The 23,172-nt window shown below is 61.0% G+C and carries 23 protein-coding genes; 17 read left to right on the forward strand and 6 right to left on the reverse strand.

Annotated features, from left to right (window positions below; all coding sequences use genetic code 11):
• Positions 1–14 precede the first annotated feature (14 nt).
• The 3 genes from BM177_RS06640 to puhA all read left to right on the forward strand — a co-directional run bounded on the left by BM177_RS06640 (position 15) and on the right by puhA (position 3,137).
• Entirely contained in the window at positions 15–686 is a 672-nt protein-coding gene (locus BM177_RS06640; RefSeq protein ID WP_244532169.1) for a hemerythrin domain-containing protein, read from the forward strand.
• A 391-nt stretch (positions 687–1,077) separates the two neighbouring features.
• Positions 1,078–2,040, forward strand: a complete 963-nt coding sequence (locus tag BM177_RS06645) for a phasin family protein (protein ID WP_091680167.1) — start codon at positions 1,078–1,080, stop codon at positions 2,038–2,040.
• 419 nt (positions 2,041–2,459) lie between these two features.
• On the forward strand, positions 2,460–3,137 hold the full coding sequence (gene puhA / locus BM177_RS06650; protein ID WP_091680169.1) for a photosynthetic reaction center subunit H: 678 nt from the start codon (positions 2,460–2,462) through the stop codon (positions 3,135–3,137).
• Between the two features lie 386 nt (positions 3,138–3,523).
• Here puhA and BM177_RS06660 read toward each other — a convergent pair whose 3' ends face one another.
• Complete coding sequence (locus BM177_RS06660) at positions 3,524–3,913, reverse strand: HU family DNA-binding protein (protein WP_091680345.1); 390 nt, start codon at positions 3,911–3,913, stop codon at positions 3,524–3,526.
• A 329-nt stretch (positions 3,914–4,242) separates the two neighbouring features.
• Here BM177_RS06660 and BM177_RS06665 point away from each other — a divergent pair, with 329 nt between their 5' ends.
• The 4 genes from BM177_RS06665 to BM177_RS06680 all read left to right on the forward strand — a co-directional run bounded on the left by BM177_RS06665 (position 4,243) and on the right by BM177_RS06680 (position 7,816).
• Positions 4,243–4,470, forward strand: a complete 228-nt coding sequence (locus BM177_RS06665; RefSeq protein WP_091680173.1) for an FmdB family zinc ribbon protein — start codon at positions 4,243–4,245, stop codon at positions 4,468–4,470.
• 58 nt (positions 4,471–4,528) lie between these two features.
• Positions 4,529–5,842 carry an alpha/beta fold hydrolase gene (locus tag BM177_RS06670; RefSeq protein WP_091680176.1) on the forward strand — a complete coding sequence of 438 codons (1,314 nt, stop codon included), beginning with the start codon at positions 4,529–4,531 and terminating at the stop codon, positions 5,840–5,842.
• A 316-nt stretch (positions 5,843–6,158) separates the two neighbouring features.
• Complete coding sequence (locus tag BM177_RS06675; RefSeq protein WP_091680178.1) at positions 6,159–6,803, forward strand: DUF47 domain-containing protein; 645 nt, start codon at positions 6,159–6,161, stop codon at positions 6,801–6,803.
• Between the two features lie 50 nt (positions 6,804–6,853).
• Positions 6,854–7,816: an inorganic phosphate transporter gene (locus BM177_RS06680; RefSeq protein WP_091680347.1), complete on the forward strand. Its 963-nt coding sequence runs from the start codon at positions 6,854–6,856 to the stop codon at positions 7,814–7,816.
• Positions 7,817–7,871: 55 nt separating this feature from the next.
• Here the strand turns inward: BM177_RS06680 and BM177_RS06685 are convergent, their stop codons facing one another.
• Positions 7,872–8,375 carry an NUDIX hydrolase gene (locus BM177_RS06685; RefSeq protein ID WP_244532171.1) on the reverse strand — a complete coding sequence of 168 codons (504 nt, stop codon included), beginning with the start codon at positions 8,373–8,375 and terminating at the stop codon, positions 7,872–7,874.
• Between the two features lie 88 nt (positions 8,376–8,463).
• Positions 8,464–9,489, reverse strand: coding sequence for a phosphate ABC transporter substrate-binding protein PstS (pstS, locus tag BM177_RS06690; RefSeq protein ID WP_091680180.1), 1,026 nt, complete (start codon positions 9,487–9,489; stop codon positions 8,464–8,466).
• A gap of 477 nt (positions 9,490–9,966) precedes the next feature.
• Here pstS and BM177_RS06700 point away from each other — a divergent pair, with 477 nt between their 5' ends.
• From BM177_RS06700 to BM177_RS06710, 3 genes are all read left to right on the forward strand, one after another.
• Positions 9,967–10,734 carry a YkgJ family cysteine cluster protein gene (locus BM177_RS06700; RefSeq protein WP_244532172.1) on the forward strand — a complete coding sequence of 256 codons (768 nt, stop codon included), beginning with the start codon at positions 9,967–9,969 and terminating at the stop codon, positions 10,732–10,734.
• 71 nt (positions 10,735–10,805) lie between these two features.
• On the forward strand, positions 10,806–11,219 hold the full coding sequence (locus BM177_RS06705; RefSeq protein ID WP_091680352.1) for a group III truncated hemoglobin: 414 nt from the start codon (positions 10,806–10,808) through the stop codon (positions 11,217–11,219).
• Positions 11,220–11,246: 27 nt separating this feature from the next.
• The gene (locus BM177_RS06710) at positions 11,247–12,218 is read left to right on the forward strand and encodes an LLM class flavin-dependent oxidoreductase (RefSeq protein WP_091680186.1); all 972 of its coding nucleotides are present in this window, start codon (positions 11,247–11,249) and stop codon (positions 12,216–12,218) included.
• 22 nt (positions 12,219–12,240) lie between these two features.
• Here the strand turns inward: BM177_RS06710 and BM177_RS06715 are convergent, their stop codons facing one another.
• Positions 12,241–13,137: a tRNA nucleotidyltransferase/poly(A) polymerase-related protein gene (locus BM177_RS06715; RefSeq protein WP_091680188.1), complete on the reverse strand. Its 897-nt coding sequence runs from the start codon at positions 13,135–13,137 to the stop codon at positions 12,241–12,243.
• A gap of 410 nt (positions 13,138–13,547) precedes the next feature.
• On the opposite strand from BM177_RS06715, the gene BM177_RS06720 reads away from it, so the two are divergent.
• Both BM177_RS06720 and BM177_RS06725 read left to right on the forward strand, forming a co-directional pair.
• On the forward strand, positions 13,548–14,420 hold the full coding sequence (locus BM177_RS06720) for a xanthine dehydrogenase (protein WP_091680190.1): 873 nt from the start codon (positions 13,548–13,550) through the stop codon (positions 14,418–14,420).
• Positions 14,421–14,634: 214 nt separating this feature from the next.
• Positions 14,635–15,057 carry a winged helix-turn-helix domain-containing protein gene (locus tag BM177_RS06725; RefSeq protein ID WP_091680192.1) on the forward strand — a complete coding sequence of 141 codons (423 nt, stop codon included), beginning with the start codon at positions 14,635–14,637 and terminating at the stop codon, positions 15,055–15,057.
• On the opposite strand, the gene BM177_RS06730 is transcribed toward BM177_RS06725, so the two are convergent.
• The gene (locus BM177_RS06730; RefSeq protein WP_091680354.1) at positions 14,987–15,472 is read right to left on the reverse strand and encodes a TOBE domain-containing protein; all 486 of its coding nucleotides are present in this window, start codon (positions 15,470–15,472) and stop codon (positions 14,987–14,989) included. The genes BM177_RS06725 and BM177_RS06730 overlap by 71 nt on opposite strands.
• 123 nt (positions 15,473–15,595) lie before the next feature.
• On the opposite strand from BM177_RS06730, the gene modA reads away from it, so the two are divergent.
• The 5 genes from modA to BM177_RS06755 all read left to right on the forward strand — a co-directional run bounded on the left by modA (position 15,596) and on the right by BM177_RS06755 (position 20,196).
• On the forward strand, positions 15,596–16,438 hold the full coding sequence (gene modA / locus BM177_RS06735) for a molybdate ABC transporter substrate-binding protein (protein WP_091680194.1): 843 nt from the start codon (positions 15,596–15,598) through the stop codon (positions 16,436–16,438).
• A gap of 135 nt (positions 16,439–16,573) precedes the next feature.
• Positions 16,574–17,269, forward strand: coding sequence for a molybdate ABC transporter permease subunit (gene modB / locus BM177_RS06740; protein WP_091680196.1), 696 nt, complete (start codon positions 16,574–16,576; stop codon positions 17,267–17,269).
• Positions 17,270–17,338: 69 nt separating this feature from the next.
• Positions 17,339–18,436: a molybdenum ABC transporter ATP-binding protein gene (modC, locus tag BM177_RS06745; RefSeq protein ID WP_091680199.1), complete on the forward strand. Its 1,098-nt coding sequence runs from the start codon at positions 17,339–17,341 to the stop codon at positions 18,434–18,436.
• A gap of 96 nt (positions 18,437–18,532) precedes the next feature.
• On the forward strand, positions 18,533–19,345 hold the full coding sequence (locus BM177_RS06750; protein WP_091680357.1) for an amino acid kinase family protein: 813 nt from the start codon (positions 18,533–18,535) through the stop codon (positions 19,343–19,345).
• 11 nt (positions 19,346–19,356) lie between these two features.
• A complete protein-coding gene (locus tag BM177_RS06755; RefSeq protein ID WP_091680201.1) occupies positions 19,357–20,196 on the forward strand; it encodes an amino acid kinase family protein in 840 nt (279 codons plus the stop codon).
• Between the two features lie 215 nt (positions 20,197–20,411).
• On the opposite strand, the gene BM177_RS06760 is transcribed toward BM177_RS06755, so the two are convergent.
• A complete protein-coding gene (locus BM177_RS06760; RefSeq protein ID WP_091680203.1) occupies positions 20,412–23,159 on the reverse strand; it encodes a bifunctional diguanylate cyclase/phosphodiesterase in 2,748 nt (915 codons plus the stop codon).
• Between the last annotated feature and the right edge of the window lie 13 nt (positions 23,160–23,172).

Below are 23,172 nucleotides of genomic sequence, written 5' to 3' on the forward strand. Positions count from 1 at the left end.
CTACAGCCAACGCGATGCGATTTCATCGGGAAAGCCGGCGCCTACGGGACTCATACAAAAAATTTGCTGTGACTATGAGTCGATCTGGTGGAAAAAAAATGCTTTGGCCGAGGATCAAGGACATGCTCATTGACTCTTTGCGGCGACAACATCGCAACATGGAAACGCTGCTTGATGTTCTCGAACGGGAGCAACACGTTTTTGATCGCGGGGGACGGCCGGACTACGAAGTCATCCATGCGATCATTTCCTATTTTGAAGTGTATCCAACCGCCTGTCATCACCCTCAGGAAGATCTGATTCTCGCCAGATTGGCGGTGCGTGATCCCGTCGCGGCGGAAGCTGTTGGCGATCTCGCGAGCGAGCACAGAAACGGCGTTGTCCGCCTCCGCCGGGTCGCTCGGGCGGTCGAGGACGTTCTCTCAGGCGGGGCGATCACGCGGAGCGGCGTCAACGCCATTCTCCGCCACTTCATTAACAGTGAAAGACGGCATATCGCTATTGAAGAGCGCGTTTTCTTTCCTGCCGCGCTCAAGGCGTTGCGGCAAGAGGATTGGGTTCAGATCGCCTGTGCAATTAGCGAAGGAAAAGACCCGCTCGTCAGTAAGGCCGCCGAAGACGGTTTCAACACCGTGCGCAGGCACATCTTGCAGTTGGAAGCCGAGGCTGAAGCGATCCGGGCCTGAAAGGACGCCGACAGCCGCCATCTCTGTGAAACGCCTGTTTCAATATCTTATCACACTATTTGCCTCGACCCGTTCGCGCCGCCATCAAGTCCGTCAAAGGCGTCGTGCCAGCGAGCGCAATAATCGTCCACGGAACATAATTTCAGGCGCGCGCCGCTGACGGGCGTCGCCGGCTGACCGGCGACGCCCTCGGCTAGAAGCTGGCGCGAGGCGCTGTTCTGACTCGCGCTTTCCCGGGTCCTTTCCAGTCCGCGCCGCGGCCCTGCCGGAAGTTCTGCGATAGCCTGTCAAGGCGACAGTCCGATTTGGGATTGTTGTCGCGGAGCGCGCGATCAAACAACGTAAATCCGCCCTCATTGTGCGCTGCAGTAGAAAGAGAGTAAACTTGAACATGGTCCGATTCCACGGCGGCGGCGAGCCGCTTCCCAATCCGAGGGTGAACCACATGGCGACGAGCAAGGAAACAGATCCGTCCGCAAAGCAGAAATCTCTGGTTGAAGAAGAGGTCTGGGCCAAAGTCGTGGAGGAGGCCGCGCGAGCCAATGCCGAAGGCGAAGCGCGCGGAGGCTCCAAGGGAAAAGGCCGCGCAAGAACCATTAACGCCGCCGAACCGGATGAAGCGGTCATGGCCAAGGCTAAACAGAATGCCCGCGCCAAAGCTGAAGAGCTTGCCCAGCTAAAAGTCAAACTTGAGGCTCGGATCAAGGCCGTGCAAGACTCATCCGCCAAGGCCGAGGAAGACGCAAGGTTGCGAGCTGATCTCGAAGCTCGGCTTCAGACGGAGCAAACGGCGCGGCTCGAGGCTGAAAAGAAGGCCCTGGCCAAGGATGAACAATTGGCGTGGACAAGGACCGAGTTCGAAGCCCGGCTCCTCGAAGAGCAGGAAAGCCGGGCGAAGGCTGAACAGAAGGCGTCAACCAGGGCCGAGGACGCGGCGAGGATCAGGGCCGAACTTGAGGCCCGGCTTCAGACGGAGCAGGCTGCGCGGATCCAGGCCGAGCAGGAGACGTCAGCCAAGACCGAGGAAGCGGCCCGACTGCGAAGCGATCTGGAAGCCGGGCGTCGGACGGTGCGGCCGATTCGGGTCGGGGCCGGTCGGCCGGTCGCGCTCCTTGCCCCGGGCGTCGAAAACATTGCCGCAGAAACAATTGAATATTCAAAAAAGACAATCGCGAACAGCTCTGCTTTCTTTGAAAAATTGCTGAACGCCAGGACATTCTCCAGCATCATCCAAATCCGGATCGAATATGCTAGGACAACTCACGCCGATCTGGTGGCATTCGCGGCCAGCATCGGCAGCGTCTATGGCAGGTTCGCCAGAGACCTTTTCGTCAAGCCTTGTTCCGCCGCGTGAACGCCCGTCACGTGCAACCTTGATCGTTTCGCCTCCGGCGTGACGGCGACGAGGTGACGAGGCCGTGTTGTCCAACGAATGCAGGTTCGGGCGCCCGCCGAATTGGGCAGGTCGCCCGACCGACGTCTGTCACCCTGCTTTCCGTTTAAAGTTTCTTGCGGTTTCGACGCCGCCGGCCTGGGCTCAACCCGAAGTGTCTATTTTCTCTGACGTCATTTTTGCTTGACTGTCGCCGGCGTCTATCTTAGCTTTTCCCGTGCCCTGGCGTGGACTCGCCGCGATGGAAAAAGCTTTCCCGGATCTTTCCGCCGGAGATGGCGCCAATCAGGAACTTCGCAAGCCGGACCGGCGCGAAGTTTCGCCAATGATCAACGGCTGAAGCGAATACGGATAAGCAACACAATGTGGAGTTAACGTCCATGCCCGTCGGCGCGATCACAAGCAACATCGATGTCGCTCAGGTGACGCTCTATGCGTTCTGGATTTTCTTCGCCGGGTTGATCCTTTATCTTAGGCAAGAGGATCGCCGCGAAGGTTACCCTCTCCAAGATGATCTCAAGCCGCGAAGGCCTCCCGCCAATTCGACGTCATTGGGAATTCCGGGCGGACCCATTACGCCTGTCGGCAACCCCTTGCTGGCCGGCGTCGGACCGGGAGCCTGGGCGCAACGGGCCGACGCGCCTGACCTCACTTTCCATGAAAAACTGCCGAAAATCGTTCCTCTGAGGGTGGCTTCAGGATTTTACCTGGAACCGGACGATCCTGATCCAAGGGGGTTCACCGTGATCGGCGGCGATGACCGCGTCGCGGGCGCCGTGGTGGACGTGTGGGTAGATCGAAGCGAAACGCTCATTCGCTATTATGAACTGGAAGTGTCCGGCGGGGCAAAACGCGTGCTGGCGCCCGCGACATTCGCTGTCGTCAAACGAAACAAGCGGCAAATAAAAATCAACGCGATCTTCGCCTCCCAGTTCGCAGATGCGCCAACCACCAAGAACCCGGTAGAGATCACCCTGGCGGAGGAAGACCAGATCGCCGCCTACTACGGAGCCGGAACGCTCTACGCTTCGCCTGGCCGGCTTGGTCCGTATATTTAATTCGGCGAGGCTAAATTCCGCCGACGCGTCGCACGAAGAGAGAACACATCGCGAGCAGCAATCGCTTATCGCAAGCTAGAGCGCTTTCCGATCGCATGAAGTCATGCGATCGATCAGAAATCTCTCCAGATTCAAAAGCTTGAGCATAGTCTTGTCGGTCGGATGGGTTCAATCCGATCGGAATTTGCTCCAGGTGAACCGGTCCGCCAAAGTTTGGCTGACGCCAATCCGATCTCGTTTCACATCTAATATATTTTTGCTCCGGACATGCGGTCCCCGCTCGCGCCCATGCAATGCGGCGGAGAGCGCCGTCGCGGCCTCGTTCCAAACTCGGAACCAAGGATATTCCACCGTGGTTCGGTTCGAGATCGACGCTGAAGTTGAAATCAGCGCGCCGCCGCCGTCTTCAGTTTAGATAAAGCGCGGATCGTGACTCGGACGCTTGCGGGTTTCGCCGCTCCCTTCATCATCTCGCCGGTGGCGGGATTGCGAACAAGGGTTCCCGCTCTGCGCGCCGGCACCTTGCGAAGAGACACCTTCAGCAATCCCGGCAAGGTGAATTGGCCGACGCCGCGCGGATGAACTGATCCGAGAAACACGCTTTCCAGTGTGGCGTAGACCGCCGCAGCGGTTTTACGCGGAATGTCGTTCTGCTCGGCGACAAGATTGATGAGCGCCGACTTGGTCAGAGTTTCCTTGATCGGTCGAACGGCTGGCGCTTCGGCTTTGCTTGGCTTCTTAGTCGCGGCGGGCTTGGTTGTTTTCGCCTTGGCCATAAAGAAAATTCCTTCTTCGAACAAAATTGGAATGGCTGATCCATGCGCCAGCGTGGGCCGCTTTGCTAGCGATTTAGCAATTGATTTGCAATCGACAGAATGTTTCATTCAAAAATTAGGCGACGGCGAAGCAATCTCCTGTCCGCGTCGAGCGCCAAACAAGAAGCCGCCCGAGCGCGGCTCGGCCTTCAATTGAAAGTATCGTAAAATCCGGCCTGGAAAAGAGCGGCGCAAGCGGCTTCGAAAATGAATTGCGCCGGCTTTATCCCTATGGGTAAAGCTACGGCCGAGGGTTCAACCTGCGTTCGTCCAATCTTTCGGGAACAGCCATGCCGATCCATGCTTATCGCTGCCGCACGTGCGGCGCAGAATTTCAGACGCTCGTACGCTCCGGCGATCGGCCCGCTTGCGAAGTCTGCCAAAGTATCGATCTCGATCAACAGATCGCGCTGATCGCCGCGCCAAACAAGGGCGGCGAGTCGAGCGCGGAAGGCGCTCAGGGCATGGGCTGCGGCGCGTGCGGCGAGGCCGCATGTCCGGCATTTGGCGAATCGTGAGCGGGATCTTGTTAGGCCAGGATCGAGGATCTTGTTAGGCTAGGACAAAGGAGATGACATGGCGACGAAACGTGCGACGGCCGCGATCATATCCATGGCGCTTGCTTGCTCTGTGGTTCTCGTCGGAACGCCCGTTGTTGCTGGCGTCGCTCTACCGCCTTTCTATGAAGCGGCCGCCAAACTCAAGGCCGAGGGCAAGCTCGGACAAATCGTCAAGCGGGAGCCGGTCGCGACCGGCCTTCCGGGCGCGCGGGCGTGGCGCATCGTCTACATCTCCTCGGACGCTCTGGAGCGAAAGACGCTTGCGAGCGCGCTGGTGGTCGCGCCCGTAGGCCCAGCGCCGAAACAGGGGCGGCCGGTGATCGCCTGGGCGCATGGCACGACCGGCACGGCGCAGAACTGCGGCCCGTCCCAGGTGTTCGATCCCGCTCAGCCGCTCAACCAATATTTCCTGGTCGGGGGAAACTCCTGGACGGATTACGGTCTGCCCAGCGTCGACGCCTTCATAAAGCAGGGTTATGTCGTCGTGGGAACCGATTACCAGGGTCTTGGCGCCGGCGGAAAACATCAATACGCCGTGTCGGCGTCGAACGGACGTGACGTGATCAACTCGGTTCGAGCCGCCAGTTCAATGAAGGAAACGGGCGGCGGCGGGAAAGCGATCGTTTACGGATGGTCGCAGGGCGGCGGCGCGACCCTGGCCGCCGCGAGCCTCGCCGGCTATATCGCGCAGAACGGGACGGCCGCCGACGGAATTGCGTTTCTCGGCTTCGTCGCATTGGCGCCGCATGAGATCGCGGCGATGGCGCCGAAGGGGACTCTTGACGCTGCGGGCGCGGCGAAGATGCTCGAGGAACTGGTGACCAATTTTTCGGACAATGTCTTCAATTTCTCCCATTTCGCCATGCTTCTCTGGGGAACGCAGGCCGCCTACCCGGACACGCGCCTGACGGACATTTTCACGGACGAGGGCGCCGCGACCTTCGACAAAATCGCATCGCAGAAGTGTATGCATCCTACTTCGGATACGCTCAACTACACGTTCGGCGCCAACTTCAAGACCCTGCTGAAACCCGAGGTCACGAACGCGCTGGCCTGGTCAAAGGCGTTCGTCGACGGAAGCGTCCCCCCGGTGAAGCCCGTGGCCCCTGTGATCATCTACTGGGGCACAGCCGACACCGTCGTTCCGCCAGTCATGGGTCAGCTTTACCGCAAACAGATGTGCGGTCTTGGAGCCAATGTCACACGCGTTCAGCTGGACGGAAAGCAAACGCATTTCTCGACGCCGGGAGCGGCGGCTCCCCTTTACCTGCCGTGGATCGCGGACCGGTTCGCGGACAGGCCGATTGCCGACGGCTGCACGGTGCCATAGCGTCAACGTGACGGGATCATTCGTTCCGTTCCTTCCGTTTGTTCACAGCATGTCGGCATCGTCTTGACATCCATTTAGAGCCTCGATGCGAACCAATGGCGATGCGCGCCCATCGCAGAGTGGTCCTGGGCGACTGGCGCGGCGCACGTTCCGCAGACCTGAAGGGAGCATGCGGGCGAGACGCGACCTGCGCTATGCGAGGCGTCCGTAAGAGCGAACCTCTCCTTTTCCGCTTGAAAGGGCCGAAAGTCTCATTAGCGGCGCTCAAGTTTTCATGATATTGCGCTAACAAGGCCAATCCGCCTGGAGGCGAATAATGATCTCATGGTTTCAAGCGCTTATGCCGAAGGAAGAGCGCTTTTTCGATCTCTTCGAAGGGCACGCCGCCGCCATAGTCGCAGGCGCGCGCGCGCTGCGCCTGCTGCTCAACGGCGACGAGAGAGCGCTGGAATATTGCGCGGAGATCAAACGCTTCGAAAACGAGGCTGACGACATCACGCGGGACGTCTTGCTGGCGGTAAGGCGCACATTCATTACGCCTTTCGACCGCGGCGACATCCGCGACCTGATCACGGTGATGGACGACACGATCGACGAGATGCATCAAACAGCCAAAGCGACTCTGCTTTACGAAGTTCGCAACTTCGAGGCGCCCATGATCCGAATGGGCGACATTATCATTCAGGCCGCCGAATTGACGCAAACCGCAATCCCTCTGTTGCGCTCCCTTCACCAGAACGCGGCCAAGCTGAATACCTTCAGCGAGGAAATCCTGCGCATCGAGGACGAGGCTGACGACCTCCATGACGAGGGATTGAAGGCTCTCTTTCTGGCGCACCGCCATTCCGACCCCATGGCCTTCCTGGTTGGAGCCGAAATCTACGGACATCTTGAGAAGGTCGTCGACGGATTCGAGGACGTTGCGAACCGGGTTACCGGAATCGTGATCGAAAGCGTGTAACAAGGAACGTTGCAGTGGATCATGCGCTTCCTTATCTCGTCGGCCTCATCATGGTCGCTCTCGCGTTCGACCTCCTTAATGGCCTGCACGACGCGGCGAATTCGATCGCAACGATCGTCTCGACCCGGGTTCTGAAGCCGCAATATGCGGTCTTTTGGGCCGCCTTCTTCAATTTTGCGGCCTTCCTGTTCTTTGGCCTGAATGTCGCCCAGACCGTTGGAACGGGCATTATCACCCCTGAAGTCATCGATGATCATGTGATCTTTGGCGCCTTGATGGGCGCGATCATCTGGAACCTTTTGACCTGGGCGCTGGGGATACCATCGTCGAGTTCGCACGCCTTGATTGGCGGCCTCGTCGGCGCCGGAACCGCCAAAGCCGGCCTCGGCGCCGTCGTCTGGACCGGGTTGATCAAGACCGGATCGGCAATCGTCCTGTCGCCGGCCCTCGGCTTCATTTTGGCGTTGGTCCTCGTTCTTGCGGTGTCATGGATTTTTGTGCGGAAGACGCCGATCGCGGTGGACAATATTTTTCGCTCGCTGCAATTCATCTCCGCTTCGCTCTATTCCCTTGGCCATGGCGGAAACGACGCGCAGAAGACAATGGGAATCATCGCCGTCCTGCTCTTCTCGCATGGCCGGCTCGGCGCCGAATTTTACGTCCCCTTCTGGGTCGTGTTGAGCTGTCAATTGGCCATGGGTCTTGGCACGCTTCTCGGCGGCTGGCGTATTGTCCACACCATGGGTTCGAAAATCACCAAACTCACTCCGATGCAGGGCTTTTGCGCCGAGACAGGAGGCGCGATCACGCTTTTCCTCGCGACCGGACTGGGCGTCCCTGTTTCGACCACGCACACCATCACCGGCGCGATCGTCGGCGTCGGGGCTGCGCGCAGGGTGTCGGCGGTCCGCTGGAACATCGCAAAGAACATCGTCGTCGCCTGGGTCATCACGATGCCGGCGGCGGGGATTATCGCGGCTATTTTCTATGCGCTCGCCAGGGCGGCTGGCTAAAGCATATTCCGATCAGAAAATGACCCCGAGACGCTCTACCGCACGCAGGCTTGGGTCACGGCTTCCGTCGGGGCAGAGCCCCGGAAGCAGCCAGCCGGTCGATGAATGACGCCAGCAGATTTCTGAGGCTCTCCTCCTTGACCAAGGATAACGCCGCCAGCGGCTCAAGCCATTGAGCGACGCGCTGCCCGGACTCGGGCCATGTCTTGGCCTGACGCTTCACGAGCAGCGGAAAGACCTTCACGTCACAAGGGATCGTAATTCCACCCTCGTCGAGGCGCTTTTCGTATGAGAAAATTCCAATCGCCTTTGCTTTGACCGCCCCGCGCACGCCGGCTTCCTCATAAGCCTCGCGAGCAGCCGACTTCGCCGGCTTCAGGCCTTTGATCGGCCAGCCCTTGGGGATGATCCACCGCTTCGTTTGACGGGTGGTGACGAGAAGAATCTCGAGCGCGCCGGACTTTGAGAAACGATAGGGCAACGCGCCGTATTGAACCCGGATCGCATGTTTCTCCCTGCCCGATTTCCTACTCGTCGGAATGTCCGCGCCCCCCTTCAAAATTGCTTGTGGGCGCAGGTTTATTGCGGCGCAAAGCGTCAGGCAAGCCCTCTCCCCGTCTCTTTTGCGACGCGCCGCTCGAGAGGCGTCACCGAATGTTCGCGGAGGCGGATCTGACCTTTTCGACGATATCGGAGGGCAGCGGGATATAGCCCATGCTCTCGGCTAACTTCTGGCCGTCCGTCAAGCCGTAATCCACGAGATTGCGCAAGGTTTCGCTCTTGAGCGCACTTTGTTTCTTGTAAAACAGCATCCATGTAAAGGTGACGATTGGGTAAGCTTCCGCCTCGGCGGGGTCTTCGATCCAGGCGATGAGATTGTCAGGCAATGTTGCGCCCGCCAGCGCGGCGGCGCCGCCCTTGCCGCCGGGCGCAACATAGATGCCCGCCTTGTTTTGCAACACGCAGGTCGGCAGTCCTGCTTTTTTCGCGTACGACCATTCGATATAGCCGATGGCGCCAGAGATCTGCTGGACGAGCGCCGTCACGCCGTAGGACTTCTGCACCGCAATCATCTTATCGTTCGGCGCCCAGGGAACGCTGGCACCTGCGCCCACCCTTTCCCTGAAGGCGGCGTTAACCGCGCTGAGGTGTTTGGTTAAAGCATAGGTCGTGCCGCTGGAGTCCAGACGCCGGACGATAGTGATCGGCAGATCCGGCAGCCTGATCTCGGGGTTCGCCGCCGCGATCCGCGCATCACTCCAGTTCGTGATCTTGCCAAGGAAAATGTCAGGATAGACATCACGAGGGAGCTTCAGCCCTGTTGGCAGATCAGGAAGATTATACGCAAGGACGACTTCCCCCGCAGTCATAGGAAGCAGCACGACGCCGTTGCCAACTCTGGCGATCTCCTCAGGCGTCATCGCCACGTCGCTGGCGGCGAAATCAGCTGTATTATTGATCAGCTCCTGAATACCGGCTCCGCTCCCGTTCGGGTGATAGTCCACCGTGACGCCGTGAGCCGTTTTCGTGAATTCCTTGAACCAGACTGAATAGAGGGGATAGGGAAAACTGGCGCCGAAACCGGTCAGGCGCAATTCTGCGGCATGTAGATCCGCCGACAAACAAACCAGCGAGAACAACGCCGCCGCGACAAGGATCAAGCCGTGCTTCATGCCACCATCCTGTCGTTCATTTTCACCAGGCGCCGAAGGACGTCAATTCTGCCCAAGGCGACGTCGGTTGAACAAGGTCTCGACGGCGGAAAGCGCCGCAGGTCAAGCCTCAGGCGTTGTGGATGATCAGGGATTGTGCGCACGCCCGACAAGACAGGGAATCGCGCTGGTTGGGCGAGGCGGGCGAGCGCCATAAAGACCATTGCGGCGCATGTCTTCTCTAGTCCATGTTTTCCTAAGAAGCATGTCTTCGCATGCACGTCTTTCTATCATGCCGGCTTCCTTGAAAAACGTGATGACGAAAATCGGAGTTGAAAAGCCAGCGGATTTTATCCTATATCTGAAATTATACATGAACAAGCTTCCTCCCTGGCTTTTTCATCGCAGCGGCTGCGCGTTCGCGCCCAAACCTCGGCTGAACGAACACATCCGCGAAAGCCATTGGCGCAAAGCTGAATTGATAAGGCGATGTTGGATATGATGACGACTTTTGACGGATTAAATCATATCGCATTTTTCAAGGCGCTCTACGGGAATTTTTGCAAAGTCCTCGTCAGTCAACCAAACGAGCAAGGGACCATCGGAGTTCTGATCGAGGATTGCTTCCGGACTTTTGAAAGCAATTCCGCAAACGCAGTAGGAGTTGTATGCCATGGCGGATGCGCAAGCTGCTGCGCGATCCGCGTCGCCGCGACCGCGCCCGAAATCCTGCTGATCGCGCGCGTTTTGCGCTCGTCCTCAAACGCGATGGGGTTCGAGCTTCGACAAAAGATCGATTTGATCGACCGCGCCGCGCGCAGACTTGATGAACAGGGTCGAATGACGTCCGGTTCGCAATGCCCCTTTATCGAGGATGGCCTTTGCGTCATATACGCGGCGCGGCCGCTGGCGTGTCGTGGCCATGCCTCCTATGACGAACAGGCCTGCATCAACGCGTTGGCGGGCGTTTCGTGCGATGTGCCGATCTCGGAACTGCATCTGACGGTAAGAAGCCTCGTTCAGAATGCAATGCAGGCGGCGTCGCGGGATTCGGGCTACGCCTGGGGCACGTACGAGCTCAATCATGCGTTACAAATCGCATTGACGAATAAGGCGAGCGAAACAGCCTGGCTCAACGGCGAGGACGTCTTTGGCGCGGCTCTCATCACCGACGTGAGCCCCGAAAAAATGGCCGAGACCTTTGACGCGATCAAAGCGATCGGCGTCAACGATCCATCGCCGCGCCGAGGCTCATTTCGATCATGACGCTGGCCGACGCCGCGATTGGCAAGGTTCTTGATGTATTCCGTCGACGAGGCATAACCACGGCGTGCGCAATGACAGAAGAGTTCTCCATATGTAATTCGGAAGCCGTCGAGGCCGCGATTTCCTTGTGCGTCAAGGAATTTTATCACAAGGCGCGCCGCGACGATTTGCTTGGGCCCATTTTCAATAAGGTGATTTTGGACTGGGACGTTCATCTTCGCCTGATCGAGAAATTCTGGTCGAAAGCCTTGCTCATGACGGATGACTACACCGGCTCTCCGTTTGTCCATCATATGAAGCTGCCCGTCGAACTTGAACATTTCGAACGCTGGCTCTCCCTCTTCGAGGAGGCGGCCGACGCGACCCTTCCGGCCGAATATACGAAAAAGGCCATCGCCAAGGCGCGCCACATGGCGGAGAGCTTCAAGGCCGGCATCTTTCCGTTTCTTGACAAGAATGGAAAGCCCGCCCGCCATCCCGAATAAGGCGGCGTTGGAACCAGAAAGCCTGAGATGCGAACCGGACTATTTTGCACATACGAGGATCCCCAGGGCGACCGGCGTTCGGCCTTCGCCGACCAGCTCAAACTCGTCCAACTCGCCGAGAAGCTCGGATTCGACGAAGCCTGGGTCGCTGAGCATCATTTCAACGCAAATGCGCTGACGCCGTCGAGTCTTGTCGTTTTAGCGCACCTCGCGGCCCGTACATCGCGCATCAGGCTCGGCTCGGCGGCGGTGCTGTTGCCCCTGCGCAACCCTATCCAGGTCGCCGAAGAGGTCGCCACCCTCGATATTCTCTCCGAAGGCAGATTTGACTTTGGCGTCGCGAAAGGCGGTCCGTTCCCGCTCCAGAACAAGCATTTTGGCGTGAGCAGCGGCGAGAACCGGGCCAAGACAATCGAGGCTCTCGGCCTCATTCAGAAACTTCTGAACGAAGACGGCGTGCATTTCGAAGGAGAGTTCTTCAAGGCCGATGACGTGAGCCTGACGCCCAAGCCGCTTCAAACGCCTGTGCCAACCTTCATCGCGACGTCAACGCCGGACATGGTGAGAATCGCGGCGGAGCGCGGCTACGGCGTCATGGCGGGGCCGCCGTTTCCGCTTGAGAGCATACGCGACAACGTCCGGTTCTATCGTGAGGTCTCGCCGAGCCTCGATCCGAATCTCGTTTTGATCCGATTTTGTCACTTCGCTCCGACGCGCGCTCAAGCGATAGACGAAGCCGCTGTCTTTTTGCAGCCTTTCATCGAGCGAATGACCGTCACGACGGCCCGAATGCAGCCGGAATGGACGCCGTGGTTCAAGCTCGAACGCCTGATCGAGGATTCGCTGATCGGGGCGCCGGCGGATATTGCCGACAAAGTCTCGCGGATGAAGTCGATGCTTCAACCCCGCAGCCTCGTCCTCAAGTTGCTGAGTCCGGATATCTTCAAGCGCCGGACTGATCTGGAACGCTTCGCCGACCTCGTCGCGGGTCACTGCTGATACATCCGAGGCGCTGAAGCCGCTACGGCTCCGTCGAGCCGCCGGACCAGCGTTGCGAGCGGAATGTGCGTGCGATCGCCTCGGCGCGTGCTGTCTGCAGGGCGCCCAAAGCCTGATCGGCGCCAAGGCCGGGGTCGATGGTGGTTGTGTCGGCCCGCGAGCAGGCCTCGAGCGCGGTCTGCAATAACGCCGCCTTGGGATAATCGTGCTCGGAACGACCTCCATACGCGCGGTAGTCGCAACTGCAAACGATCATCAACAAGTCGAAAAGGTCCGGCGCGTCGAATGCGCCAAGCCGTTCCAGCATCACCGCGACGGGTCCGGCGCGCACCTCGGACACCCGGTGCACGCGCTCGCATTCGGCCAAAGCCAGAAGCGCGAGTTCGCGGCACGCCTGCGGCGTCGCAAACCGGTCGCAGATCGCTTCGATGCGGGGCCGCCCGCGTTCGATGTGACGATAATGGGCCGGCAGGTGTTCGGGCGGCGAATCCGCCTTGCCGACGTTCATTACGAGCAACGCGAAACGCGCCGCCAAAGGGGCCCCGCGCCGCGCGGCCTCATCCAGCGCTTTCAGCACGTGATCGCCAAGGTCGACTCCAACGGGATCGTCTGCGATCTGCGGAACGCCGGACAAGGCCGCCACCTCCGGCAGGACGACGGCCAGCGCGCCGCACTCGCGCAAGGCCTGGATCATCCTGGAGGGGGCGGGAGCCATGAGGCCGCGAACCAACTCCGGCCACATGTTCGCAGGCGCCGCGCCGGCGAGAACGCCAGCCTCGACCTGCTCGAACATCGCATCGAGCGTTTCCCGTTCCAGTTTCGCGTCCGCATCGGCGAAGAGGGCCGCCAGGCGCAAAATGCCGAGCCCGGGATCGGTCTGCGCCAGGTCGAGAGACGGAGAGTTGAATTTACGAACCATGGCGCGATGAAGTCGGTGTTCGATGAATGAAAGCGACGTTCTCAGCCGCTGACGATAAGGATGCGCTCGTTCTTTCTTCCTGCAATGCAATGGACGTGCTGCGCAGCCAGTCCCGACCAAGCAAGACGGGCGCCTGAATTGTGCGTCCAGGCGTCGCCTTTGTTCCAGGATTTTGATCGATTGGCTCCAGACTCTTCCAGGCGCCTCTCTTCTCAGGCGTCCGGACAATTTATGCTATATTTATAACAATATAGGTTGCGGCCATTGTCACACTTATGACATTCCCCGGCTCCCCGAACGTTCCGCGCCGGCTTTCGGTCACGAGCTCTGCTTGAAACGGCGGTCGGTCGCCTGTCTCCGCGCTGGCTCGGAGCTTGCTCGGTGGGAGCAGGTTCACGAGGAGTCCAACCATGCGCCCCGACCTTTTCGCCGCCTTTTTGTCGAGGGAAGCGCGCCCTCTCGCGCTGATCCTCGGGACCAACGAGATCGCGTCGGCGACGGCGGTGCTGCTGGCCTGGGAGGGTTATTCGGTCATTTTGAGCCACGATCCGTTTCCGCCGGTCATCCGCCGCGGGATGTCGTTCCACGACGCCCTGTTCGACGACCGGGCCGAGGTCGACGGCATCGCCGGCCTGCGGGCGGAGACGTCGATGGAGATCGCCGAACGCCTGAGCGAAGACGGCTGCGTCGCCGTCACCCCGCTGCAATTGACCGACCTGCTTCCGCTGCGCACGCCCGCAGCCCTTATCGACGCGCGGATGCAGAAGCGCCGCGTCACACCCGACCTTCGCGGACTCGGCCGGGTCGCCGTCGGGCTGGGACCGAACTTCGCGGTGGGGGTCAATTGCGACATCGCCGTCGAAACTCATCCCGCCCATACCGGCGAACTTGTCGAAATCGGCGCCACGGACGGCCCGGACGGAGTTCCGCGCGCGCTCGGCGGGGCCGGCGGCGAGCGTTTCGTCTATTCCCGCCGCGACGGGATCTGGCGCACCGCGGTCGACGTCGGCATGCAAGTGTTCCGGGGCTTCCCGCTCGGGCGCCACGGCGGGGCGCAGATCCTCGCGCCGATCGACGGCTCTCTGCGCGGGATCGCCCGTGACGGGGCCTTCGCGCCAGCCGGCGTCAAGCTGATCGAGATCGATCCGCGCGGCCGCTCCGCCGCCTGGACTGGCTCCGACCAGCGCGGCCGCGCCATCGCCGAGGCCGCCGCTAAGGCGATCCGGACCTGCGCGAGACTCCGCAAGGCGATGGCGACCGCCAGCCCGACCCGCCAGGAATGATCAAGAAGGATCACGACGGTCCAAGCGGAATCCGGGCGGTCCAAACATTGCGCCTGTCTCGGAGCGGCCGTCTTGGCATGAGCGTCTTGGGTGAGCGCCATGAACGCCGCGCTTTGCTTTACCGGTGTAACGCCGTATACTGGACTTCTGGCAGGTTCCCATGTCGAAACAAAAAGTTCAGTCTCTCCCCACCCCCGGCCGAAAGCCGCCCGCTATGGCGCCAACCAAACGGCTGCCCGAGTCCGCTTCGAGCCCAGCCTCGGTTTCGATCGAAATCCACTGGCCGAACGGCGGAACGTTCGGACCGGAGGAACTGGTCCTGATCGACACAATCCGGAAAGAGCAGTCGATCATCGGGGCGAGCCGGGCGCTGGGACTGTCCTATCGGAAATGCTGGCTGATCGCCGACATGCTGAACCGCTGTTTTGAGTCGCCCGTCATCGCGACCTTTCCGGGGCGGCGCACCGCCGGCGCCGAAATCACGCCTTTCGGCGAACGCCTCGTCGCTCTCTATCGCTCGATCGGGCGCCATGCCGCGGCGTCCTCGAAAAAGTCGCTGGACGAACTCACGTCTTCACTGGACTGGGAGTTCGATCCAAAGGCCAGGGCCGCGGCCGCGGCGCGCGATCTGGCGTGAGGTCTTGCTCGGAGATGGCGACGGCCTTGATCATTACCCAGGCCTTGAGTCCGTCGACCAGCGCCAGCCGCTCTACGGATTCGTTGGTGACCAGAGAGTGAAGCCGCGTCCTGCCGAGATTGAACGTGACCCGGACATAGGGCGGGTCGAGCGCGGCGATTTCGACGATTTGTCCAGGAAGCCGGTTGGTGATCGACACGTCCATCGGCCGCGACAGGGCGATCGACACGTCGCTCGCGTCGATGCGCACGATGACGCTGGCGCCGACGGCGATGTCGATCAGCGGCGCGCGCAATTCGCCGTCCTCGAAAAACAGAATCGTCATCGCGGCGGAAAGGTCATGGCGCAGCACGCGCGCGGACAGAGCCGTTTCGAGGACTGGACGAAGCGCGCGCTTTCTGGAGCTTTCCAACATGACTTGCTCGCCGCCCCTCGCCGGGGCGCATCCCCTTTCCCAGACAAGGCTTGCTCGCTCGCGCCGCAAAATCCGCGCCGCGATCCGCACAACCTTAAACAGTTTCAATACGGAGAAAAAGCAATGATCGAACTGACCCGCCTGGGGCTCAAGGCCCGAGTGCTCGCAGGTCTGGCGCTCGTAGGCCTGACGCTCACCGGTCTGGCGTTCGCCAATCCGGCGTTCGCTGAACAGCCTCTTGCCACGGCGCCAGGCGCCGCCGCGACCAAGGGCCCGGTGATTTTCGCGGCGGCCAGCATGAAGACCGCTCTCGACGCCGTCGCGGCGGCCTGGACGGCCAAGACCGGCAAGGCCACCTCGATTTCCTACGCGGCCTCGCCGGTTCTCGCCAAACAGATCGAACAGGGCGCCCCGGCCGACATTTTCGTCTCCGCCGACCTGCAATGGATGGATTATCTGGATAAGGCCAAACTCATCAGGCCGGGCACCCGCCACAATCTTCTTGGCAATACGCTGGTGCTGATCGAGCCGGCCGACGGCAAAACCGAATTGAAAATCGAGCCGGGGTTTGACCTCGCCGGCGCGGTCGGCAGCGGCAAGCTCGCGGTCTGCACCATTACATCGTGCCCCGGCGGAATCTACGCCAAGGAGGCGCTGGAAAAGCTTGGAATCTTCGCCGCGCTCGAACCGAAACTGGCTCAGGCCGACAATATCCGCAACGCCCTCGCGCTCGTCGCCCGCGGCGAGGCGCCCTTCGGCATCGTTTACCTCACGGACGCCAAGGCGGAACCCAAGGTCCGCGTCGTCGGCACGTTTCCCGAGGGCTCCCACAGTCCGATCATCTATCCGGTTGCGATCGTCGCCGATTCCAAAAACAAGGACGCCGCGCATTTCGTCGCTTATCTGTCCTCGCAGGAGGCGACGAAAATCCTCACCGGACAAGGTTTCAAGATCCTGACAAAGTAATCTCGACAGCCTAGCGACAATGATCGCCGCAGCGCGCGGTCCTCGCTCACACAAGCCTCTCGCTCACACAAATCCCTTGCCCTCAAAAACTACACACACAACCCCCCGCCCTGACTCACAATCGCTGGAGCGCGCATGTTTCATCTGAACGCCGCGGAATGGACCGCGATCTGGCTGTCCTTGCGCATCGCCATCGTCGCCACCCTGATCAGCCTGCCCTTCGGCATAGCTGCCGCCTACGCGCTCGCGCGCGGCCGGTTCCCCGGCAAGTCGCTTCTGAACGGGATCATCCATCTGCCGCTGGTCCTGCCCCCGGTCGTCACCGGCTTTCTTCTGCTCATGCTGCTTGGCCGCAGGGGCGCGCTTGGTCCGTTTCTCGCCAGCATCGGCATTGTCCTGTCGTTTCGCTGGACCGGCGCCGCCGTCGCCTGCGCGGTCATGGGATTTCCCTTGATGGTGCGCGCGATGCGGCTCTCCTTCGAGGCGGTCGACCGCCGGCTTGAACTCGCGGCCGGAACCCTCGGGGCGAGCGGGCCCTGGCGGTTTTTCCTCGTCAGCCTGCCGCTCGCTTTTCCCGGCATCATCGTCGGCTCGATCCTCGCCTTCGCCAAGGCCCTCGGCGAATTCGGCGCGACCATCACCTTCGTCTCCAACATTCCCGGCGAGACGCAGACCATCTCGGCGGCGATCTACACCTACACGCAGGTCCCGGGCGGCGACGAAAGCGCCCTGCGCCTCACCATCGTCGCCATCGTGATCGCGCTCGCGGCCCTGTTCGCGTCCGAGATTTTCCAGAAGATGGGTGAAAAACGCATCGCGAGTCTTGAATGATCAGATCCGAATGAAACAGATCCAAATGAGCAAGATCCGGAAGATCCGGCTCCGGACGCCAGAGGTCCCATGCTAGAGGTCAATGTCGCGCTCAAGGTGGGAAGCTTCCAACTGGAAGTCGCCTTCCAGAATCAGAAGACCTTCACCGCGCTGTTCGGGCAATCGGGTTCGGGCAAGTCCCTGACGCTCAATCTCATCTCCGGCCTGATCCGGCCGAACGAGGGTTTCATCCGCCTCGACGGCGTGACGTTCGTCGACATCAACGAGGGCATCTTCGAGCCGATGCACAGGCGCCGCGTCGGGGTCGTTTTCCAAGATTCCAATCTTTTTCCGCATATGAGCGTCCGGCAGAACCTGCTGTTCGGCCGCTGGTTCGCGCCCAAGGGCGACCGTCGGATCGATTTCGACCAGGTGATCGAGGTGCTCGGAATCGGCAAGCTGCTGAAACGTCCGCCCTCGCGTCTTTCGGGCGGCGAGCGCCAGCGCGTCGCGATCGGTCGCGCGCTTTTGTCGTGTCCCAGGCTTCTGCTGTTCGACGAGCCGATGGCGGCGCTCGACATGGAGCGAAAGCTTGAAATCCTGCCCCTGATCGAGCGAATCCGCGACGAGTTCAGGGTGCCGATGGTCTATGTCTCGCACGCGATCGAGGAGGTTGTCCGCCTCGCCGATCTGATCGTCGTGATCGACGCCGGCAAGGTCAAGGCGATCGGCGGTCCGGGCGAGGTCTTCAGCGCGGCCTCGGCGCAAAGCGAGGAGGCGCGGTTCGACCGCTCGTCGGTCCTGACCGTCAGGGTCGCGGGCGAAAACGCCCGCTATGGCCTGACCGAATTGAAACATTCTTCAGGCGTGATCTGGCTCGGCGGCGCGGCCGGACCGGCCGGCTCCGAAGCTCGCGTCATCATCAAGGCGACCGATGTCGTGCTCGCCAACGAACCGGCGCATCGCACCAGCGTGCGCAGCGTGCTGCAGGGCAAGGTCTTGTCCATTCACGACAGCGGCCCGTTCGCAATGGTCGAGATTGCGTTGGCCGGAGATAACCACCTGTTCGCGGCGGCGACCCGGCAGGCGGTCGACGAACTCGGCCTGCAGAAGGGCTGCGACGTCTTCGCCCTGATCAAGACCGCCGCCCTCGACGAGGCCAAAATCGCTCCCGCGCATGTTTCGTGAACAAGGATCTGCGTTTAAGACTATCGTTCAATAAGACTGTCGTTCAAGCTTGCGGCCGCTCGCAAGAATAACCCACACTGGATGGAGGGCGCCTACATGACCAACACGACGGCGGAGCTAGAAGGGCTCCTTATGCAGCGATCGCTGACCGACCCGCAGCTTCTGGCGGCGGCGGCGGCGGCGGCCGACTTCCGGATCCTTCCGGACGCGAGCGTGATCAAGATTGGCGGCCAAAGCGTGATCGACCGCGGCCGCGCCGCTGTCTATCCGCTCGTGGACGAGATCGTCGCCGTGCGCAAAAGGCATCAGCTTCTGATCGGGACCGGCGCCGGGACAAGGGCCCGGCATCTCTACTCGATCGCGGCGGAGCTGAACCTGCCGGCCGGCGTGCTTTCGCAGCTCGGGGCCTCGGTCGCCGACCAGAACGCCGCGATGCTGGGGCAACTCCTCGCAAAGCACGGCATTTCCCTCGTCAGCGGCGCTGGACTTTCAGCGGTGCCGCTCTATCTCGCCGAGGTGAACGCCGTCGTCTTCAGCGGCATGCCGCCCTACTCGCTGTGGACGCGGCCTCCGACCGAAGGCGTCATCCCGCCCTACCGCACCGACGCGGGATGCTACCTCATCGCCGAGCAGTTCGGCTGCAAGTCGATGATCTTCGTGAAGGACGAAGACGGCCTCTACACCGAGAATCCGAAAACCTCGAAGAACGCCATTCTCATTCCGAAGATCTCGGTCGACGAGATGAAGGCGCGGGGCCTGCACGATTCGATCCTTGAATTCCCGATGCTCGATCTGCTCAAGAGCGCGCATCACGTCCGCGAGGTTCAGGTGGTGAACGGCCTCGTCCCCGGCAACCTGACGCGCGCGCTTGACGGCGAGCATGTCGGCACCATCATCACCGCGAGCTAAGGACCCCCGCCATGCCCGAACCCACCAACACCATCAAGCACGTCGCCTCGCCGCTCGCGCGTCAGACCCTGCTCGACAACGACCTCACCCGTCCCGTCGCCGGAGGCCGTCCTATCCGGCTCCTCCCCTGGCTGCAGGTCGTGAAAATCGGCGGCCGCTCGATCATGGATCGCGGCCCGGACGCGATCCTGCCGATCGTCGACGAACTCAGGAAGCTGCTACCCGAGCACCGTCTGCTCATTCTGACCGGCGCTGGCATCCGCGCCCGTCACCTCTACGGCGTCGGCCTCGATCTCGGCCTCCCCGCCGGCTCGCTCGCGCCGCTCGCCGCGAGCGAGGCCGGCCAGAACGGCCACATTCTCGCGTCGCTGCTCGCGCCCGAGGGCGTCTCCTATATCGAGCACCCGACCATTGCGACCCAGCTCGCGATCCACCTCTCCGCGGCCCGCGCGGTCGTGGGGAGCGCCTTCCCTCCCTATCACCACCACGAGTTCCCTGCCTCGCGCATCCCGATCCACCGGGCCGACACCGGCGCGTTCCTGCTCGCCGACGCGCTCGGAGCGGCCGGCCTCACCATCGTCGAGGATGTCGACGGGGTATATGACGTCGATCCCAATGGCGCCGGCGGGAAGCAGGCGAAATTCATTCGCGAGACAAGCGCGGCCAGCCTCGCTGATGATCTCGCCAAGTCAAATGGCACATTGCCCTTCGACCCTGCGCTCCTCGAGGTCATGGCGACCGCGCGCCATATCGAACGCGTGCAGATCGTGAACGGACTGGCCCCAGGCCGGCTCACCGCCGCCCTCCGCGGCGAGCATGTCGGGACGATCATCCATACGGGCGCGCATTAAGCCCAGGCGCCGCGACGCCGCGCCCCCCGATCCGCTTCGGGCGCGGCGCGACGGCCTAAGCCCGCTTTGAAGAGGCAATCTCTCGTTCGCGATAGGAACAATGTTTACGCCGACGACGGAAAAAACGTTTGTTCATCGCCTGTCGGAGGCCCTCGGCCGCGGCTCTCGAAAATGACTCACCGGCGTTTCAAACTTCGCGGCTCTTTCGCTTGTCTTTATTTAGCCGCGACGAGAGCAGGCGCCGGCTGTCCATAGCGTTCGCCGTCATCCATCGTCGACATGAGAAAAGCCTGCACCTCGCTCGCCGGCATCGGCCGTCCTAAAAGAAACCCTTGAACCTCGGAGCAGCCCTGCATGCGGAGCATCGCCAGTTGCTCTTCAGTCTCGACGCCCTCGGCGATGACCCGAAGGTTCAGCCGTTTGCTCATCGCCAGCACCGCCTCCAGAATCGTCTGGGTGCCGGCGTCGTGCTCCTGAGCATGCACGAAGCATTTGTCGATCTTGATCCTGTCGAACGGGAAACTGCGCAGATAACTGAGGCCGGAGTAGCCTGTGCCGAAGTCATCCAGGGCTATTTGCACGCCCAGTTCCTTCAGCGCGCGCAATGTGCCAAGAGCCTGCTCCTCATCCTTGATCAGAACGCCCTCGGTCACCTCCAGCTCCAGTAGGCTGGCGGGAAAATCTGTGCTCTCCAGGATGCTCGACAACAGCGACAGGAACCCGGAGTCGCGAAACTGCAAAGGCGAGAGGTTCACCGCAACCGGGCAGCGTGGTCGCCACGCGGCCGCCAGTCTGCATGATTTTTCGAGCACCATGCGGCCGATCTGTATGATCAGACCGCACTCTTCAGCAAGCGGAATGAAGACCCCCGGCGGCACGAGGCCTCGCTCGGCATGATCCCAGCGCACAAGCGCCTCGAAACCGGTCAGCTGCAACGTGTCGCAGGCGAACTGCGGCTGGAAGTACATTTCTATTTCGTCATGCTCGATCGCCAGCCTCAAGTCACGCTCCAACGCGCGACGCTCGGCAAGGGAATGATCCATCCAGCTCTCAAAGCGGCGATAGCGGCCCTTTCCTTCGGCCTTGGCCCGATAGAGCGCGGTGTCGGCGTTCTTTTGAAGAGTGGCGCAATCGTCGCCGTCCTCGGGATAAATTGCTATCCCTATGCTGCCCCCAAGCGTTCCGGAATAGCCGCCGAGATCCACCGACAGGGGAAGACTGTCCAGAAGACGCTGGGCGACCTGTTCGGCGGCCTTGGGATGAGGGATATTGTAGAGTAGAACGGCGAACTCGTCGCCCCCTGTGCGCGCCACCAGTTCATCCATTCGGATCATCGCGCGCAGATGATCGGCGAAGGTGCACAGAACCACGTCGCCCGCGTCGTGCCCCATGGTGTCATTGATCGCCTTGAAACCGTCCAGATCGAGGCAAAGGACCGCAAAATGGCCGCCGTGACGCCGCGCGCGGTGCAACTCCTCGGCCATGCGCTCATTCAGTAATATCCGGTTCGGCAGGCTGGTCAGCGCATCGTGATGCGCAAGGTGCAGGATTCGTTTTTCCGCCCGCTTGCGTTCTGTGATATCCACGACCGTCATGCACGCCAGTCTTCGCCGGGCGATGTCAATAGGAACGGACGCAATCGCCACATCGTGGATTTCGCCGGACCGCGTCTGGTGCTGTGTCTCGAACTGGACAGACTGCCCCATCAGGGACGGGGCGCGCCAGAGGACTTCGCGATTTTGCGCAATCGGGTCGATGTCCATTAATCGCATGCCTCGAAGCGAATCTCGATCATAACCGAGCATCGTCGCGGCGGCGGCGTTGCAGTCCACGATGGAGCCATCGGACGGATCTATAAGGTGGCTCGGCAATGGCGCTTCGTCGAACAGCTTGCGGAAACGCTGCTCGCTTTCGCGCAGGGCCGCCTCGACTTCCTTGCGCCGAGTGATCTCCTCGGACAAGGCGCTATTGCGATCACGGAGTTCGTCGCTGTGACGTGTTGTTTCGATATAGCGCGCGTGCAATACCTCGTGACGACGCCGCATCTGTTCGAGCAGAATCGCCGCAAAAAACGTGAGAGGTGGAAGCGCGCTGAGCAAGTAAAGAAGTCTGCGCGATGTGATGTGGCCATAAACCTGCTGATCGCCGACAATAGTGATCAGCGACAGAGGCGAGATTGGAATTGGCGTCCGCACCGCCACCATGTCAGCCGGATCGCCAACGTGAATGGCCGGCGCTATTTCAGCGAATGGAACGATGCGGTTCTCGGGGAGATCAGCGAATTTTCGTCCGAGTGCGGGATCAAGCCAGGGCGTGGCCTCTGGGGCGATAACATCCTCCCCCGACTGGGTCAGCAAGGCTTCCCGCATCTGGGCCCCATCCGGCTCTGATCTCAGGTAGCCGGACAAAATACTGATGTCGCTGAACGCCATGATTGCGCCGACGAAGGCTTTCTTGCGGATGATCGGCGCGGTCACGACGAGCTGCCGATGCTCGCGGTCAAAGGTTATTGTCACGCCGGCAGCGATGTCGATGGGCAGCGCAATCGCGCCGGCGCCTGGCCCAACCTCTGCGAGAGGTATCCCATCAGTATCAAAAAAGGCGATGCGATTATAGATTTCCTTGCCGCGAACGATATTTTTGGCGCTCCAGCGCGACAGGCGTTCCCTGATCGAATCGAGGTTGGCTTCCAGTCCATAGCGCAGCGACATGCCCAGCGCCTTGTTGGTCAGATAAGTCTCGATCTCATGAGATTCCGCCAGTTCAGACACATCGACGCGACGGTCCGAAAGAAAGTCGCCAAGCTGCGCCGCCTGTCGCTGGGCCTCGGTAATTAACCGGGACTCGGCGCCCGCGGTGAGCTGCTCCTGCGATCGGAAGCCATTCCAGAGCAGGACAGAGGCGTAGACGCAAAAAGCGACAGCGATAAGAAGAGGCCATCGAGCAAGCAGGCGATCCATCATCGTGCCGCTCACT

Source organism: Methylocapsa palsarum (assembly GCF_900114285.1).
GTDB classification, from domain to species: domain Bacteria; phylum Pseudomonadota; class Alphaproteobacteria; order Rhizobiales; family Beijerinckiaceae; genus Methylocapsa; species Methylocapsa palsarum.

Coding starts and splice junctions, on each gene's coding strand:
- modB (WP_091680196.1), top strand. CDS start 16,574: ATGTTTCATCTGAACGCCGCGGAATGGACCGCGATCTGGCTGTCCTTG.
- BM177_RS06665 (WP_091680173.1), top strand. CDS start 4,243: ATGCCGATCCATGCTTATCGCTGCCGCACGTGCGGCGCAGAATTTCAG.
- BM177_RS06760 (WP_091680203.1), bottom strand. CDS start 23,159: ATGATGGATCGCCTGCTTGCTCGATGGCCTCTTCTTATCGCTGTCGCT.
- modC (WP_091680199.1), top strand. CDS start 17,339: ATGCTAGAGGTCAATGTCGCGCTCAAGGTGGGAAGCTTCCAACTGGAA.
- BM177_RS06755 (WP_091680201.1), top strand. CDS start 19,357: ATGCCCGAACCCACCAACACCATCAAGCACGTCGCCTCGCCGCTCGCG.
- BM177_RS06715 (WP_091680188.1), bottom strand. CDS start 13,137: ATGGTTCGTAAATTCAACTCTCCGTCTCTCGACCTGGCGCAGACCGAT.
- BM177_RS06700 (WP_244532172.1), top strand. CDS start 9,967: ATGATGACGACTTTTGACGGATTAAATCATATCGCATTTTTCAAGGCG.
- BM177_RS06675 (WP_091680178.1), top strand. CDS start 6,159: ATGATCTCATGGTTTCAAGCGCTTATGCCGAAGGAAGAGCGCTTTTTC.
- pstS (WP_091680180.1), bottom strand. CDS start 9,489: ATGAAGCACGGCTTGATCCTTGTCGCGGCGGCGTTGTTCTCGCTGGTT.
- modA (WP_091680194.1), top strand. CDS start 15,596: ATGATCGAACTGACCCGCCTGGGGCTCAAGGCCCGAGTGCTCGCAGGT.
- BM177_RS06730 (WP_091680354.1), bottom strand. CDS start 15,472: ATGTTGGAAAGCTCCAGAAAGCGCGCGCTTCGTCCAGTCCTCGAAACG.
- puhA (WP_091680169.1), top strand. CDS start 2,460: ATGCCCGTCGGCGCGATCACAAGCAACATCGATGTCGCTCAGGTGACG.
- BM177_RS06645 (WP_091680167.1), top strand. CDS start 1,078: ATGGTCCGATTCCACGGCGGCGGCGAGCCGCTTCCCAATCCGAGGGTG.
- BM177_RS06670 (WP_091680176.1), top strand. CDS start 4,529: ATGGCGACGAAACGTGCGACGGCCGCGATCATATCCATGGCGCTTGCT.
- BM177_RS06710 (WP_091680186.1), top strand. CDS start 11,247: ATGCGAACCGGACTATTTTGCACATACGAGGATCCCCAGGGCGACCGG.
- BM177_RS06640 (WP_244532169.1), top strand. CDS start 15: ATGCGATTTCATCGGGAAAGCCGGCGCCTACGGGACTCATACAAAAAA.
- BM177_RS06720 (WP_091680190.1), top strand. CDS start 13,548: ATGCGCCCCGACCTTTTCGCCGCCTTTTTGTCGAGGGAAGCGCGCCCT.
- BM177_RS06750 (WP_091680357.1), top strand. CDS start 18,533: ATGACCAACACGACGGCGGAGCTAGAAGGGCTCCTTATGCAGCGATCG.
- BM177_RS06660 (WP_091680345.1), bottom strand. CDS start 3,913: ATGGCCAAGGCGAAAACAACCAAGCCCGCCGCGACTAAGAAGCCAAGC.
- BM177_RS06680 (WP_091680347.1), top strand. CDS start 6,854: ATGGTCGCTCTCGCGTTCGACCTCCTTAATGGCCTGCACGACGCGGCG.
- BM177_RS06705 (WP_091680352.1), top strand. CDS start 10,806: ATGACAGAAGAGTTCTCCATATGTAATTCGGAAGCCGTCGAGGCCGCG.
- BM177_RS06725 (WP_091680192.1), top strand. CDS start 14,635: ATGGCGCCAACCAAACGGCTGCCCGAGTCCGCTTCGAGCCCAGCCTCG.